The 16,482-nt window shown below is 40.1% G+C and carries 14 protein-coding genes; 3 read left to right on the forward strand and 11 right to left on the reverse strand.

The window, feature by feature from the left end; genetic code table 11:
- Window positions 1-43 precede the first annotated feature (43 nt).
- Window positions 44-913 (reverse strand): DUF808 domain-containing protein, encoded by an 870-nt coding sequence (locus D7Z94_RS06515; protein ID WP_120710672.1) that lies wholly within the window; start codon window positions 911-913, stop codon window positions 44-46.
- 208 nt (window positions 914-1,121) lie between these two features.
- On the opposite strand from D7Z94_RS06515, the gene D7Z94_RS06520 reads away from it, so the two are divergent.
- A complete protein-coding gene (locus tag D7Z94_RS06520) occupies window positions 1,122-1,607 on the forward strand; it encodes a lipocalin family protein (protein ID WP_120710673.1) in 486 nt (161 codons plus the stop codon).
- A gap of 21 nt (window positions 1,608-1,628) precedes the next feature.
- Here D7Z94_RS06520 and D7Z94_RS06525 read toward each other — a convergent pair whose 3' ends face one another.
- Genes D7Z94_RS06525 through D7Z94_RS06570 form a run of 10 tightly spaced genes read right to left on the reverse strand, consistent with a single transcriptional unit; the run spans window position 1,629 to window position 12,645 of the window.
- The gene (locus D7Z94_RS06525; RefSeq protein ID WP_120710674.1) at window positions 1,629-4,667 is read right to left on the reverse strand and encodes a TraQ conjugal transfer family protein; all 3,039 of its coding nucleotides are present in this window, start codon (window positions 4,665-4,667) and stop codon (window positions 1,629-1,631) included.
- 11 nt (window positions 4,668-4,678) lie between these two features.
- Complete coding sequence (locus D7Z94_RS06530; protein WP_120710675.1) at window positions 4,679-5,218, reverse strand: conjugal transfer protein TraO; 540 nt, start codon at window positions 5,216-5,218, stop codon at window positions 4,679-4,681.
- A 3-nt stretch (window positions 5,219-5,221) separates the two neighbouring features.
- Window positions 5,222-6,184 (reverse strand): DUF4138 domain-containing protein, encoded by a 963-nt coding sequence (locus D7Z94_RS06535; protein WP_120710676.1) that lies wholly within the window; start codon window positions 6,182-6,184, stop codon window positions 5,222-5,224.
- A gap of 4 nt (window positions 6,185-6,188) precedes the next feature.
- A complete protein-coding gene (traM, locus tag D7Z94_RS06540; protein WP_120710677.1) occupies window positions 6,189-7,196 on the reverse strand; it encodes a conjugative transposon protein TraM in 1,008 nt (335 codons plus the stop codon).
- An 8-nt stretch (window positions 7,197-7,204) separates the two neighbouring features.
- Complete coding sequence (locus tag D7Z94_RS06545; RefSeq protein WP_147415838.1) at window positions 7,205-7,822, reverse strand: hypothetical protein; 618 nt, start codon at window positions 7,820-7,822, stop codon at window positions 7,205-7,207.
- Window positions 7,823-7,861: 39 nt separating this feature from the next.
- A complete protein-coding gene (locus tag D7Z94_RS06550) occupies window positions 7,862-8,779 on the reverse strand; it encodes a hypothetical protein (protein ID WP_120710679.1) in 918 nt (305 codons plus the stop codon).
- Window positions 8,780-8,783: 4 nt separating this feature from the next.
- Window positions 8,784-9,401 carry a hypothetical protein gene (locus tag D7Z94_RS06555; protein WP_120710680.1) on the reverse strand — a complete coding sequence of 206 codons (618 nt, stop codon included), beginning with the start codon at window positions 9,399-9,401 and terminating at the stop codon, window positions 8,784-8,786.
- Window positions 9,398-11,959: a TraG family conjugative transposon ATPase gene (locus tag D7Z94_RS06560; RefSeq protein ID WP_120710681.1), complete on the reverse strand. Its 2,562-nt coding sequence runs from the start codon at window positions 11,957-11,959 to the stop codon at window positions 9,398-9,400. Before D7Z94_RS06560 ends, D7Z94_RS06555 begins: the two co-directional genes overlap by 4 nt.
- Window positions 11,944-12,267, reverse strand: coding sequence for a DUF4133 domain-containing protein (locus D7Z94_RS06565; protein ID WP_120710682.1), 324 nt, complete (start codon window positions 12,265-12,267; stop codon window positions 11,944-11,946). The genes D7Z94_RS06560 and D7Z94_RS06565 overlap by 16 nt, the downstream gene beginning before the upstream one ends.
- An 18-nt stretch (window positions 12,268-12,285) precedes the next feature.
- Window positions 12,286-12,645, reverse strand: coding sequence for a TrbC/VirB2 family protein (locus D7Z94_RS06570; RefSeq protein ID WP_120710683.1), 360 nt, complete (start codon window positions 12,643-12,645; stop codon window positions 12,286-12,288).
- Between the two features lie 851 nt (window positions 12,646-13,496).
- Between D7Z94_RS06570 and mobC the strand changes: the two genes are divergently transcribed.
- Together mobC and D7Z94_RS06585 are read left to right on the forward strand one after the other, a co-directional pair.
- A complete protein-coding gene (mobC, locus tag D7Z94_RS06580; RefSeq protein ID WP_120710685.1) occupies window positions 13,497-13,880 on the forward strand; it encodes a plasmid mobilization relaxosome protein MobC in 384 nt (127 codons plus the stop codon).
- Window positions 13,881-16,172 (forward strand): relaxase/mobilization nuclease domain-containing protein, encoded by a 2,292-nt coding sequence (locus D7Z94_RS06585; RefSeq protein ID WP_120710686.1) that lies wholly within the window; start codon window positions 13,881-13,883, stop codon window positions 16,170-16,172.
- Window positions 16,173-16,482: the final 310 nt, after the last annotated feature.

Genomic DNA, 16,482 nt, shown 5'->3' on the forward strand with positions numbered 1-16,482 from the left:
TTATGTCATGTCCTTTTGAACCTGAAATCAAAGTACACTTTCCCTAAACTTTTTTATAAATCTTTTTAAAAATCTGGACTGTGCCCACAGCCAAAAAAGCAACTAAAAGTCCGACTATGAATTCCTGTAACAATGACGGTAAACTAGACAGAAAATGGTGCAGAAAGTCGATATTGTGAACGAAAATTCCACCAGCGACAAGAATCAGGGCAATGGTTCCGATAAACCCCAAACTTCTTATAACAAATGGTAACGCCTTTACCAAGAACCTTCCTATGCTATCTGATATACTATTTTTCCTATCGTTCAGAGCAATCAGTTTTGCACCGAACTCGTCCATTCTGACAATTAGTGCAACGATTCCGTAAACACCTACGGTTGCAACAAGCGCAATTATTGAAACCACTACGATTTGGTTCGTTAGCGGTTCTTTCAAAACCGTGCCCAATGCGATGATTACAATTTCAACCGATAGGATAAAATCCGTTACTATGGCCGATTTTATTCGTTCTTTCTCAAAGGCCAAAATTTCGGCTTCGCTCAACTCTTGTGCTTGCAAATGTTTCGGTTTGTGATTATGGGGAAAGAAATATTCGAAAATCTTTTCGCCACCTTCATAAGCAAGGTAAATACCTCCAAGCAACAGAATTATTGTTATGACCATTGGCAGAAAGGCACTCAAAAGAAAAGCGATAGGAAGAATTATCAACTTGTTCAGTAACGAGCCTTTGCTTATAGCCCATAAAACTGGTATTTCTCGAGAGGATACAAAACCCGATGCTTTTTCGGCATTGACCGCCAGATCATCGCCCAGAATACCTGCGGTCTTTTTTGCCGCCACTTTGCTCATTACGGCCACATCATCCATCAAAGCAGCTATATCGTCTAAAACTGCGAAAAATCCTGATGCCATTTACTTTTTTTGTAAAAATAGATAAGGCAATTGGCTTTTATGCATTCGATACTATCAAAGATCAACACAAAACGTTTTTAATCAATTCAATTAAAAAGGGGGTGTTAGATCTTGCACAAAGACCCCTTGTCTCATATCATAGTTGCTTTCCAACCGCTTTTTTTTGATTTTTCTATATTTATAATTTAGAAAACCTAATCAAACATCAATGAAACGATTACTATTTCTACTGTTGGCAATTCCGGTGTTATTAATATCCTGCAACAAAGATGATGACGAAGTTTCGGTAGAAGACCGAAATCGGGCATTATTAGGGCAATGGGAATACGAAGCGATCATGACAGACAGGGCGGTAGATTTGAACGGGGACAATACCTCCAATATCGATTTGTTCAATACCCAAGAACTGCCCCAATGTGTTAAGGACAATATTACCACCTATACTGAAGATGGCCCTTCCGACAAACCAGAATATAACGTTACCGAAAATAATCTCGCCTGTGATGACAATAATCCATTTTCTTTTGTTGAAGAGGATTTTTGGACACTCACAAACAATAATGCTACTATCAGTTTTGAAGGCAGGGAGCCTTTCAGAATAATCGAGTTGACCAAAAATCGGTTAAAGGTCGAATCGGACGACACTTTCGATGGTCAAGATTATATTATGACCATTACTTATAGAAAGAAATAGAATATCATTTATAAAATGTTTCTAGACTCTTTGAACGGTGCCCTTTTCAACATCGCTCCATTCCCCATTGCTGTCCTGAACCCTCACTTCATATCTTTGGTCGAGATATCTAAGTTTACCTTCGCTAGGTTCTTCTTCCATTAAAAATATGCGATCTACCCCTGTACCTTGTGCATCGTTGTAATTGAAAAGTTTGGTATCCCATCTTCGGTCAAATCGGTTATATATCCTTATTTCCACCTGCTGCAATGTTGCACCGTTGTAGGCCTCGCTACAATTCGTATCAAAACAGGTAAATATCCTTACTTGATAATCACAACCGTTCAGACCGCCACAACTTATATTTCGTTTCTCGCCTTTGGCCGCTACCTGTGGTTTTTTAAACATTATTATCGATTCGCTCAACGTTTGGGAAATGCCCGTGGAATTCTCGACCCTAAAATTGATGGTAAAGTTCTCATCGGTTTCCGGAAAAAATTGCATTGGGGTCGAACCGTAGTCCAACGGCAGAATATCCCCTTCTCGATATAGTCGGCTCTTATAGTATATGTACCCCGCGCTGGCACCCGTAAACGTAAAAGTCATTTCGTAAGTTATATTGGGATCATGACCTGTGCTGGCATTAGTAACTGCCGTCAAAGTAAAAGGCTGCCCTTCGTACTTATCCTCGGAGGATTGACTGATATTGAAATCGAAGAATTCCTCGTATTTGTCAAACTGTATGTTGACATCCGCCTTTTTTTCTACTTCCGACGAAGACCGAACGGTAAACTCTATACTATGGTTCGATTCGGAAATTCCGGTATATTTTCCTTGGAATGTACCTATCGGAACGCTGAAGCTCTCGCCAGCGGCATAGGTGGTTCCCAAATATTCAAAAGTACCGTTGCTGCCTCCGGAGGAATAATACATCACATACGTATCGCCGCCGATACCCAATTCCGATATATTGAAATTGATATCTATAGTATCCCCGGTATTGGCCTGCGATTGGGAAGCATTGGCCGTAAAGTTGAAATTTTTTGGTTCGACATTAATAGTAATGTCAACTGTCTTTTCAAGACCCGTATCATTCTGTACGTAGAAAGTCAAGGTGATATTTCCGTCATTCGTTCCCAACAGTTCCCAATTGAAATTTCCTTTTGGAACATCATAAATATTCCCCGCACTGACCTGAGTGCCATTTTCATTGGTTATGATGGCATTCCCGCTAATACTATATCTCATGGTATAGTCCGAAGAACCAATACTTTCCGAGATATTGAAGTTCAAGGAAGTGATTTCCCCGACCGAAATATCGGATTTTTGGCTTCCTCCAGTAAATAAAAAATCTACCTGATTATAATTGATAGCCGTATTTGCAGTATGAGTTACGTTGGTACTAGATTCCACACTCAAAACAATGGCATGTTGCCCGGCTTCCGTTCCGGTATATACAACATTGTTATTGTTCGGGCTTAAGAGGAATTTCTCGCCTGGACCATATTCCGTTCCATTTACACGCAGCGAACTGTTTCTCCCCGATGAATAAAAGGCTTCATAACTATCATTGGTTCCTTCGGGTATTTCGTTAATGTCTATAATCACGTTTACGGGAATATTCGCAAATTCAGAGGTTTTGGAAGGAGTGATATTGACCGTGAAATCATTTTGCTTGGTTTCGAGGTCAATCAATACGGGGCCAACTTCCTGACCATAATTATCTGTCACGATGAAGGAAACCTGATGTGAACCCAAGCTTTCGGGATAATAGAAAAGGGAAAAATTACCAAGTGCTACGGGATACTCTGTCGAATTCTGAAGGGTATTACCATTGATACCAGCAATTCTTCCGTTACCTTCAAGAATTTCATAGGAAATGGAATATTCTATGTTTTCAGTATTGCCGTTGGATTTGATATTAAAATTAAACTGGGTCCGTTCATTTACAAAAACGGAATTGCTTTCCGAATTGCCTGAAAAGGTAAAGGGAATGTTCGCGACCTCGATTTCAACACTATCCTGTTTTACTTGTCCATTGGAATCCCTAACATCAAAGTATATCTTACGCTTACCCAAATCTTTGCTAGTAAACGTATAATTGTAAGAGTTTGGAACTATGGTTCTGTATTGGCCCGGTTCCATGACCCCGCCATTGTGGTCCCTGACCGTTCCGCTACCTGCACTAGTCGAAGAAAAGGAATGGGATATTTCATATTCCACTTCCGAATCTTCATCTTGTGTTTTTAAATCGATAGCAATGGCCAAATTCGTATCCAATTCCACTTGGGTCGATGATGCCGTGGCATTGAGGATAAAGTCCAAATTCAGAACGTTCAATAACAATTCTTCCGTCAAAGTGGCGCCATCAGGAGCCTTGGCCGTTACGATAAGTTTGTGTTCCCCCAAATTTTCGGGCAGATATTCCAATTCGGAAATGCCTTTGGGCAGGATAAATGGTTTACCTACATCAAAGACTTCGTTACCAAGATAGAGCTTCCCAGTTCCGTTTTCTATTTGGTAAATGACTTCGAAATCCCCTTTGTTGTCAGGATTTTCGGTTTCCTTATCCCTAAGTAATGTGACGTTTACCGGATTTTTAGAATTGATGATAAATTCGTTGACCCCCTTGTTTAGCAAAAAGCTAAAGCTGGCGTATTTGGCATTATATAGAAGTTCCAGTTCCTTTTTTCTTGTATTGGTATCCCATGCAGAAAATCTGATTTTGTGCGCACCCGTATCGATGGCCACATAATTGTAAGCCCAATTTCGGTCGGTTATCTGTAAAGTGTCCCGCTCCCTTATGGTATCGCCTTCCATCGATAGGAAATATCCCCTGCCTCTATCAGAGGAGAACTTAATAAAGTAATCGACCGTGGTAATTTCCTTTTCCGGTACCAAAGAAAAAGTAGTCCGGGCATTTTCGAACACAAAGTTTTCTTCGGGATGTTCTTCCGTAAAACTAAAGTCAAAATCATCCTTAATAACATCCTCAAAGTCTTTGCTACATGCCAATATCAGGACAAAAGTTGCCAAGATAGCAGCAATCGAAAATCGGGTCGGTCGGATAAAATTTTTCATTTTCAAAGTGTTTAGAACAGGAAATATCTAAGGCCCAATCCAGCATAAGGATAGAATTGGCCTACATCGCTATTTATATGATAGTATTCGTTCGCTTTTATCAAAAGGGAAAAGTCGTTGCTCAGTGTTATTTCTCCTTCAAGGCCGACTAACACACCGTAGATAAACTGGCTTTTTGCGTCGATAATGGCGCCAGTTTCTAAGAGGCTATTTCCGTTATTGATTACTTCGTAACCGATTATGGCCCCGCCGCCGACATTGACGGCGTATTTTTTAAAATTCTTTTGTTCCCACACCTTAATGAAATACCCGGGCTGTACGGTAAAGATGTTATAGGGGATGTCAAAACTTCCCTTATCCTCCGCTATGGCGGCAAAAACGCTCAATTGGGCATATCGATTCCTATTCAGATGATAGTTGTACGTTGCCATAATTCCGAAACCATCCTCGGCATAACCACCACTAAGTCCCACCGAAGAAGCGTAATTGCTACCTTGTGAATACCCAAAGGCTGTTAGTAAAAGAGCGATCAAAAGTGTGCTAATTTTCATCGGTTAAAAGTGTATGGGATTATTGATTATTTCATGGCCTATGGTCATGGATAAATTTCGATTGCCGGACTCTTCGTCCAGTTCGACCACCACCTCTTTCTTTTCGTCCAAGGCGAATTTTTTGAAGACCAGAACGAAATGGTTCTCGCTTTTACCGGCGACCGTTTTTGGTTGTTTGTACACGAAGACCGGTTCCAAACCCAGCTTTTGGTTGCTACTGCTGTTTTTATAATTAGTGGCTATTTGGTGTTTCACGAAATTGATATCCAGATCCAAACCTTCCTTATTTTCGATTCGGTACTGAAAATAAAGTTCGTCCTCATTGAAATAGACCCCTTTTAACCAGAGGAAAACATTATCCAACCTAGAAAAATATCGGCTGATCTTGGCCTTGTCGAACTGCATATAATAGCACCGTAACCGATAGTATTCCATGGGGTCTTTTTCATATAGTTCTTTTGTGGCCCTGTCTATAGAATTTGTTTCCTTATTGTTTGTTGAGGAAGTGGATTGTTCTGCTGGCGTTTCTGTTCGCGCTATCTTGGTTTCCGGACTTGGAGTTGTAACGTCCTCGCTTCTTAATTGGGTATTACCGCTAATATTGGTAATTGCCATTTCAGGCTTGATGTACCAAGTAAACTGTTTAGGTTTTTCCTTTAAGTTCAGGATAAAATCATACACATTACCCGAATCGGTTATTACCGTATGATTTGTGAAATTTTCTTTTTCAGTAGCGAGTTCATCGTAGTATAGCTTTAAGATTCGGCCGTGAAATTTGCTTCCCTCGGCTTTGGGCAGGTCGGCTATAAACCCGTAGTCGTTCCCGATAATACTCTCTGAAATATTTTCGGGAAATATCAAAATCGTCTTGTACTTTTTGGAAACCTCCAAAGTATCACTACAATGTTGTGCCGCACCCGCGAACATCATCATTAAGACCGGTATGAAAAGAAACTGTCTTACCATTTTTCTAAGCTTTTGGTACTAGAAATACACGGTCTCCGTTGACCAATAAAATTTTGTCCCGTTCTTTGTATTTTTTCTTTTGAAAAAAATTGCCGAACGACCGTATCAGATTTCGGGCTAGCGGCATTTCCGTTGATTCCCCGACCGCTTCTGATAGTTCGTTTGCACCTTCCTGTTCAACATTGGCCTTGAATTCCTGCATTAATTCGCCCGCCCTCTCATTATGTAGCCCTATCATTCCATCTTCTTGGTCCAAAGCTGTCAACGAAATCTTTACGTTATCGATATTGGTTACTTCCAATATGATCCGCGAACCCTGTATGTTCGAAGTAGCGTAAACGAAAGTGTTCTTTCGGAATCGCTTTCCGTTATAAGAAATGTCTTCCTTTAAAATCAACTTGACCCGATTGCCCGGAAGAATGAACTGGTCGCGGTAGATGGCCGCATCTATGGAAACTATGCTTGCCGAAGTCTTGTTTGAAGATTCCATATAAGGTGCGGAATAATCCTGACTTCTTGAAAGCCTTTCGTCCCGTGCTTCCATTAAGAGTTTTCGGTATTCCAGTTTTTCTTCTGCCGCACTCATTTTAGAAGTGTATTCGGTTTGAGGCGTCTCAGAACTGGCTGACACTTTTGTGACTTCATTATCGTTGGTATCGGCTTCATCCAAAGAAAAATTATTAAGCTCTTTCAAAATGCGCTCAAGGGAATCGTTCTCTTTTCTGGTATCGTTTATGTTTTGAATACGACCGTACTCCCTCAATTGTTCCAAAGAATCCTTTAAGCTCTGCTTGTAGTATTCGTTCGGGTCTTTTACTTCAAGTTCGCTTTTTTGATTTGGCAGGGAATTGTTGTACCCACTATTCACCGTGTCCTCATCTCCCTTCTCGGATATCGATTTCAGGCTTGTGACCACAAAAAATATCAAAAGCAATCCGACAATGGGTACAGCCATTGCGAAGCGCTTGTGCCGCTTTATCCACTTATCGAACCTTTCTTTAATAGTCGCCATTTTGATATCTATAGGTCATTGTTATCGACCACTTTAAAATGAATGATTCTTAGACCGTTCAGATTATTGGGCGTTGATGTCGTTTCTTTGATGTAACCGGTGGTAATCAGATTTCGGTATTCCGTATCGCCGTTTTTTGTGATCCGTTGTTTGCCCACAAAGCGAAAGGGATAAGGATACCTTGCATATTCGATCGAAATGGAATCTTGTTCCACTTCTATGGAGTAGTCACTTTTTGCCACGTCTTCATAATAGTTTTGATCCACCAAACGGTTATAGAGCCGTTCGCCGGAATGATCTATCATATAGAGTGCCTTGCCCTCTATATTTCTTTTTATAAAGCGTAGGTCGGGTTCTAGGGAAAAGAAGAGTTCGTGAAAATTGCCGATATGGCCATTGCACAAAATCTCTAGCGCTCGTTTGGGGTCGTTGATGCGCACAGCGCCCACTTTTTGGCCTTTGTCCAGCAGATAAAATCTGTTCTTTACGCTTTCGTTCGTGCGATACATCACATAGACGCAGAACAAAACGCAACAAAACATGGACGATAAAGATAAAATAAGAATATTCGTACTTCTCTTATGAACCTTGCTTAAATCGTTGAAAACTTTATAATTATCGTTCATTCGTTGAATGGCATTCGTTAAAAATCCGTTTTAATCGTTCTATTGCACCAGTGTCCGTACCCCCTTGGTTACACCACCACTTTTTACGTCCATGGCGGCCTGAGCCGTTTTCTTTGCATAGTGCTTGGCCTTGTCCTTCATTTGGGTTGCCCCGACGTTCATGCCCTGCACTATAAAATTTGAAAGGGAAGGTGCCTTGAAATAGACAAATATGTTCATCACAACCAAGAGAGCACTTGTAAGAACCAATCCTAGATTTGTATCGCCATTTGAAAGTAAGGTGTCGATGAGCTTTTCCATAACCCGCAACAAGAAATTATCGATGAGGTACAACATGGGAATCCATAAGCAGACGTTCATGAATTTCTGCAACCAGGCCTTCCACATACCGGAAAGTGCCGGAATGAATGACAGCCCGATATTAAGCGGCCCGAAAACAATGAGCACAAAGAGATAAATGACCGACATTGCCTTTATGCCCACGAATACCACGGTAGAAATAATGGAGGCAATGGATGTTACCCCTGAAGTCATCAATGCCAAACAGAGCGATTCCAATGCAGCACCGTCCAAAGTGAAGAGGTTCCAAGAATCGCCCAATTTTGCCATGGATTCGGATTGGGACATAAAGATTTTCATTTGGAGGATATCCCATGAAATATCATTGGCTTTGAGGGAAAGACCTATACCCTGATAAAAATCGAAGATGGCCATTGTGAACACCTTATATTTCATTAGAACAAATGCCAAAGGAACCCATTTCAGATATGCAACTACATCAGCCCTAGTTTGTTCGTTGAGATAGACACGCAACGCAATTATTGCAATACCGATGTAGGCGAACTGTTGTCCGATATTGATTATTGGATCGACCGTTTCAAAAGCATCTATGATGTACTGATCAAAAAGCGCATTGACCGATTCGCGAATTCCTATTTCTGTTGTATTAATGACCATCTTGTTAATTTTTATTAAGGTTGACCATCGTTTTTCTGGCGAGCCTATAGGAGTTAATCTGTTCCAGACGGTTATTGTAATCGATAAGTTCGTCCAAAATGGCTTCGAGTTTCGTGTTGATGGAAGTAACTTCCTTCAACCGCTCTTCAGGATGGATTATCGATTTGGTCTTTAAGATCTGGTTGCATTGCTTGAACAGATTTTTGGTATCGACGATTGCCTCTGTGGAATAGATTAAAAAATCCTGAATTTCATTTCGTTCTAAATGTTCAAAGTTTTGAACGGTGTTTCTGGAAGTCTGGTACGCCTCTACGATTTTATCCTTCAAATCAAGAGTCAACGCTACTTCGGTAGATTTGGTTACGTAAGCCGGAGCTTGCTTTTTGGCCTCCAGTTCCTCTTTTAATATTTCCTTGGATTTTGAGGTCAGGTTATTGTTCTTTTCCAAAAGGTTGATAAGGCGTGCCAAATTTTTGTTCATAGCCTTCAATTGGATGTTGATGTTCGTTAGTTGGCTATTGACCAATCCGATGCTTGCATTTGTCGCGGCATCTGTTACCGGAATCTGGCCCCAGGCCAAAAGCGGGAACAAGATTATTTTGATAAGTATTATTTTTTTCATGTCTTTAATGGTTTTTTGGAACTTCGGTAGGCATAGGCCTTGGCCGTAAGTTCCCAGTTCTTATGATTGTCCTTAAATAATTGTATGATCTTGCCGCTTTCTGTGGCATTGGTCTCATAGATGCATTTCTCCTCCAAAGAGGTTTCAATGCCATAAACTTTTACCCGATCCAGCCAGCAGAAAGCGACCTCCCTTAATTTTCTGTCTTCCGGCAGGTCCTTGTTGATGGAAAGAATCAATTGTTTCTGTTTTTCCCCAAGACCCATAACGGACTGGATTTTGTCAAAGGACTTCGCAAAATCGCGCATATCGAGAAATACCTTGATATGCGAATTGACGACAATGGCATTCTTAATGACCTCTGAGGCTATAAAATCACTGACTTTTTGGGAAATAAAAATTGGCTGACCACCGTACTTCCGAGCCATTCGGGACTGGCTGTTGAAATAGTCCACCAGTTCCTTTCTGTCCAATGCCTTCCAAGCCTCGTCTACGACCATCATTTTATTAATGGACAATTTTGAACGGTCGCTGAGTTTTTTACTGAAAATTTCCATGATCATTAAGGCGGTAATGGGAAACAATAATTCGTTGTCAATGAGTTTGCCCAATTTGAAGTACACGATTTTTTCATCGCTCAATCGGCTTATCCGATCATCTTCGTGATTCAGCAATTTTCCCCGTGGGCCATCTTTGTAATATTTTTCCAGGAGAAAAAGAAACACTTTTGAATCGAAGATTTCCCGCGAAATTCCCTTGGCCTTAACAAGAGCCACAATGTGGTCTTTGCAGTATTCGAAAAAGCTGTCGAAGTTAAAATTCGCCTTATCTTCTTCCCACCTCCTTTCATAATAGCCTGCGATCAAGATTTCAAAAACCGTATTCTTGACCTCTAAGGATAGCAGACTTGTGTTGACATTTTTTTCATCCCCTGTAATCAGTTTTAGGAGCGTGACCAAATTGATGGTCTTGTTCTCGGTCAATCTATTTTTACCGTTAGCATCTATGACAACATCGTAACTGTCCAATTGAAATGGGTTGAATGTAAAGGGCCTTTCGTCATCATGCTCGATAACAACACCTTCGAAAACTTCCGTGATCTTGTCATAGGAATTGCCATCTTCCATAATTACTGCCTCTGCACCTTGTCGCAATTCCGAAGCCACATAGTGATTTACATAGAAAGATTTACCGCCACCGGAACCTGAAGCAACCAGCATTCCGCGATTGAAAATCCAATCTTCTTCCTCAGGTAGTTTGTAAACGCTCACGGATAATGGTCTTCCCGTGGTACGATTTACCAAGCGGAGACCATCGACCGAAGTAGTGGCATCTTTATATTCCCCTTCAAAATAGAGTAGTGATGCCGCCATATCGCTGGACATGGGCATATACATATCCGATGGGATTCCAACTGAATTGCCCGGCACTCCCCCGAAAAAAAGATTTTTTCGGTCGATACTATTTTCCTTGACATTGATTTTTAGCTTTTTAAAAGCGCTGGAAACCGAGTTGCACAACTTTCGATGCTGTCCGTGTTCATCCCCGAAAGCCAAAATGTTTAAATGGTAAAAAACGATTTCCTTATGGTTTTCAAGAACGTCCGTATTGAAAGCATGTATCTGGTCGGCATAAATCGCATTGCTATCGTCCTTTTTGCCGTTGGAAAATTGATTGAAACGTTTTGCTTTTTTACGCAATTGTTTCATCACTTTATCCTGTTCGGGTATAAAGATGTATTGGTTGATGATATGTTCATGGGGAATCTTAAATCCTATAGAGAATAAATTTCCAACTGGAAATTGATTGTATTTGGTGGAATACTTTCCATAAACCTCGTTAGTAGATAAATGCTCCTTTGTGAATTGATCGAGATTTTCGACCGTAAAGAATTGGGCTTTTTTATTGCCGACCTGTATTACGTTATCGCTAAAATCAATATCGGGCAAATTGATGTTTACGGAGGAAAGTCCGAAATATTTTGGGTATAATCCATTTTCGAAAAACAGACTGTCATAGTCCATTACAGTTGCGGTAACCAATCCCGAAGCGTTGATAAGGGCTACCACGCTTTCGACCTTGCTCTCAAAATCCGCCAATACCGTTGTGCTAACAAATTCTTTAGGAACCACATTTTCCATATAGAAGTCCCTTTTTTTGTTCAGGAAGGAATTCGATCGCTTTGGGGAATGCCTGATATAGTTTTTGGGAACATTACTTACATACAGATAATGTTGGGTTCGTAAAAAAGAGCGTTCATTGAAATGGAATTCATTCGCCCGTTCTAAAAAATCGCCCTGTAATCTCCCTTTGATGGGTCGGTACGTTTCCTCAAAGAAAAAGTCTTGCTTGTGGAGTAAGGTGTTCGGCCCTAAAATATCAATGATGTTAAAGAACAATTCGTTTAGTTGAACATATTCTGAAACGTCCAAAGTGAAAACTTCAGGGAGTTTCAATTTTAAGGGTATGGTCACACAACCCTTTTCTTTGGCTATCAACGAACGGCGTTCGTACCCATAGATGGGAAAAGCGTCGTAAAGGGCTAGTTGTTTTTCCATACTAGAAGTGTTTCAAATGAATTGGATACTTTGATGGAATTCGGTCTTTGGGCATCAGCCAATTTTTTTACAAAGCCCTTTGCCCCATAGGTTTTGGAATAAAACATCAGAATCGCGAATACCACCAAGATTAAAAGGGTCGTAATCAGTAGCGCCAAAGCGGTGGGGATGATGGTCGATAGTCCAAGCCCGATAATGATACTGGCAAGCCCCAAATAAATACAGTAGTTGATATAGACTGCTTTTAGGCCCATAAAGAGTACTTCTTTTTGAAGCCCCTTTTTAATATGTAGGTACTCCTGTTCCATAACAAAGGGTGTTGCGTGTTAGGAACGGATGCTATCGCCTACGGCCAGAAGAATAAAGAAGAGCGCAATACCGATAATCGTATTGCCGACCTTCTTTGTAAGATCACTTTGTTGCTCCCTTAAATAGAGGTAGACCAACGAGCCGATGATTACGGAAACACCAGCTATGGTCTTTACGACCCCGACAATACTGTCGGCAATGCTTTCGGCCTCACTTTCGGTCTTTTGGAATTCGCTGACCAGTTCGTTGAGTTGCGAGAAGAGGTCAGTCGGAACAAAAAGGATCAACAATAAAAGGAATAGGAATTCTTTAGGATTCGGAGTCGGTGGGTTTATCGTCCACGGAATCCTTGCTACGGATAACTTTGAGTTTTTCATGCTTTTTACGAGTTAAGGAATTTATATCATCTTCATCAGATGAACCCTTTTTAAAAGCATCCAGTAGCTTGGAATTATTTTCTGTGTCCTCTACTACCTGGTCGAGTATATCTTCCAAATCGGTTTGTTCAAATGATGTATTATTTACAAATATATCATTATTTTGCAAATATGACTCATTTGAAGCATCTTTTTTTACCTTTGGCTCTTTTTTAATTTTCAAGACCCAGAAGACATACCCATAATAGAGTACGACTAAACCGATTAGAATTTTCCAGTAGAAGTTCAATGTTATATTGTCTTTGTAAAGAGAACGGCCATTAGACCATTGTCTCAACTTTACTACAACGAAAAATGGCCGTTTTTCTTGTATCGTTCAAAGTATTGTCAATTTCTTTCTCTCCCCTTTTCGTGCGGAAGTTTGAAAATCCTACACTCCAAGCCGACCCGAGCGACCGACCTTCGCCCGCCCGCTTTCGGGAGGCTTTCCGTTCCGCTTTTTCAAACCCCCTCGGAAACGCGCATAAACGCAAGACGGCGAAAAAAGTCGCCGCCTTGCATTTATTTTTTCCATGCTAGGGATGGTTTGAATACCTATTTATCAAAGTATAAAAAAACCTTTTCACTACTATTATCCAAAAGTAATACGCACACAAAATTTATCATTTAGTTTCATTTGTTTTCATGTAATTAATTCGTATAAAATACTGATAATTAAATAGATAAGATTCATTCTGTTTTTCTATATTTATCCGCAGGGGCGGATAGCAAGTTATATTTTAAGTGCCTTAAAATGACTACTTCTGGCGAAGTGAAAAATGAATAAAATATAAATAATTCAGTACTGATCGATGCGTAAAAAAGCGGGAAGAAAACCATTAGGGAAACATAAAAGAGAGCATACGGTTAACCTGCGTTTCAATGATACCGAAATGAAGACTATCAAAATACTATTGGAATCTTACAATCTGGATTTCAAAAAAAGAGGGGTATTGGGACCCTTTTTGAGGAGACTGATTTTGCAGGATAAGGCGGTCCTGGAAACCCGGATTTCAGATTCAACTTCAAACCTGACCTATCAAATTAACAAGATTGGAACCAACATCAATCAACTGGTCAAAGTTGCCAATTACAAGAATTTGATACGTCCGAACTCAAAATTGGAACTGGAAATGCAGAAATCAAATGAATTAATGCGGAAGATTTTTGGGCTTTTGGATGATAAAAGGGAATAGATGATCGGACGAATTTTGTATCGGGAAAGTGTACATGGTGTTATTAATTATGTGTTCGGCAAGACCAAAATCCGCGTGCTTGGATATCAAAATACCTATTCTAAAACCGATACCACCCAAGAACAATTCACTAGGATTTTACACCATTTGGGTGGTCGCCATGAATCACAAAAGCGCTATGTACATATTTCGCTAAATCTACCCCATGGCGAAAAATTGAACGATTCAGATTTCTATGAACTCTCCAAAAACTATATGGAAAATATGGGCTATGGCGAACAGCCTTTTGTGGTAGTACGTCATTTCGATACACAACATCAACATGTTCATATCGTGTCCACTACGGTAAAAGAAAATGGTAATTTAATAGACCTTTCCCATGACTTTAGACGTAATGTAGCCACCCAGAAATATCTGGAACAACGGTTCGGGTTGTCGCCATCCCCTGAAACAAAATCCAGCAGAGAACTACCGCTTTATCGTCTGCCTGAAATCAAAAAAGACGACACTAATGGTGTGAAATTTTATATTCAGGACATTTTGAACAGTACCCTACAGAAGCACAAGGTGCGAAGTTTTAAAGAACTTGCGCAGTTGGTGGCACCCTATCATATTGTGGTAAAACCGACAAAAAATCGTTCAGGCCGTATCGGTGTTTCCTATGGAATAGCCATTGATAACGGCTATAGATCAAGATTTATCGATGGGTATACGGTCCACCCAAGATTGAGCGGGCCAAAACTACAGGCCATTTTCAACAGGCAATCGCAATCAAAGTCATTGCCCATGCACAGAAAACGATTGGAAAAACAGTTGATGACTACCTTTCAACTTTTTAAAAGCATATATCCTGAAGACCTTCCACATATTTTAAAGTCGTACCAAAAAATCGATGCCAAGGTCCGATATAATGACGAGGGCAAGCCGTTGGATTTTACCATTTTAGATAAATCCGGATATGTGTTTAACAGCCAAGAAATTAGTTCTCTGTTAGGTTTTGAGGCTAATTCTGTGCTAAATGATAAAGGAAAAGGAGTCAAGACCGAACTGGATACAAGGAGCAACCAAATGGCTTTGGAAGTCAGGAAGCTGATTAAAAATGCTTTTTATACCGCTTATTTGAACGGCTATAAAGATAGTTTGTTGTCTGAATTTGTCCGAAACAAAAGACTCAATGAGCTGTTACCTATTATCTGTTCTTCGGAGCGTTTTGTTTTTTTGAATACCTATCTACAGCGAAATCCAACATTCTTAGCGTCTCTGATTCGGTCGGAATTCGAGCAAACGCAGCGTGCGATTTATGTGTCCGAAAGTAAAAAAGAAGTTGAAGTGCTACATCAGAAAGCTTTCTTGATACAAAAAATTCTCGGCAAAGGTCTTTTTGATGTTACGTCAGATAAGGCCATTGTTTTTGAACTTTTACAAAGTCTTGGGGTAAAGTATGTTCGGGGCCATATAGCCTATCTCAATTCCAATAGGCACCAAAGTCCTTTGGCCCTTCCCAACTTTATGCTGCCCGAAACTACCAATTCCTATGTGTCTACCGGATTTATTAGTCAGAATGAAAAGGTGCTTAATGCCCTGGTCAACAACGTGCCCTTTAAGGAGGCTGGTATTAATGGAAGCGTTTTTTTCCTTCCGATAATCTTTCCGAGTCTGTACGGATCCATGTCCGATAAACACCGCCAAACTTTTGAGGAATTGAGTCTGAGCGCCTATCAGGAAACTGGGGAAAAACTGCATATTCCCTTTGAAAAGTCGGCCAAGGATTATATTCGATTGTTCAATGCAAAGGGTATTTACTTTTTGCGAAAAGAAAACCATCTTTTCTTGCACTCCATTTATTCCAAATTTCCGGTTGGAGTGCCACTCTTACCGAAAACCCAAAAATATCTTTTGGCCACAAAAGGTCTGGATACGATACTTAAAGATCAACGAACGATACTTGATAAGACTACAAGCCAGAAACAAGGCCACCTCAAAAATTTATGGGTGTCTTACCTGATTGAAAAGCAATTGTACGAAAAGGCTGCTTTCATGATCGCCAATGACGGTGTACGACCGAACCTCTCCCAAGAGATTCTGAAATTTCATATGGAAAATGGGCTTAGGGAAAAAATACTTGTCGCCAATAATCAAAAAGTAAATGCCAAACACGCACGTCTTTTAAGAAGAAGCGTTTATGCTTTTAGCTCTCTGCTCGGTAAATCCAGCTATCGTGAAGAAGAGGTCTTTGATGGATTTCGTGATGAGCTTACCGATTATGAGAAATACAAGAGTAATTTTATTTGAATATTTAAATAGCACTTTACTAAGAATTCCACATTAATCTGTCTTGTTATCGACTCTTTACAATAAGCGGATTTTGTAAAGAGTTTTTCAATTTGAATTAGATTTCAGGCCTTCGTCAGTAACTCTTAATGCGTTTCCGAAAGGTGTAATGTAAAGAGTTATACGAAACCAACCATAAATGTTTAAAAGCACGACTGTCAGTCCTTTTCAATTTTACGCTTTCTTGTAAGAATATTTACACAACTTACCTTATATTGCTATTACATTACCTGAAGTTTACCAGCCCCCACTACTTTAGATATTTTTGGTA

It is taken from the genome of Ulvibacterium marinum (assembly GCF_003626755.1).
GTDB classification, from domain to species: domain Bacteria; phylum Bacteroidota; class Bacteroidia; order Flavobacteriales; family Flavobacteriaceae; genus Ulvibacterium; species Ulvibacterium marinum.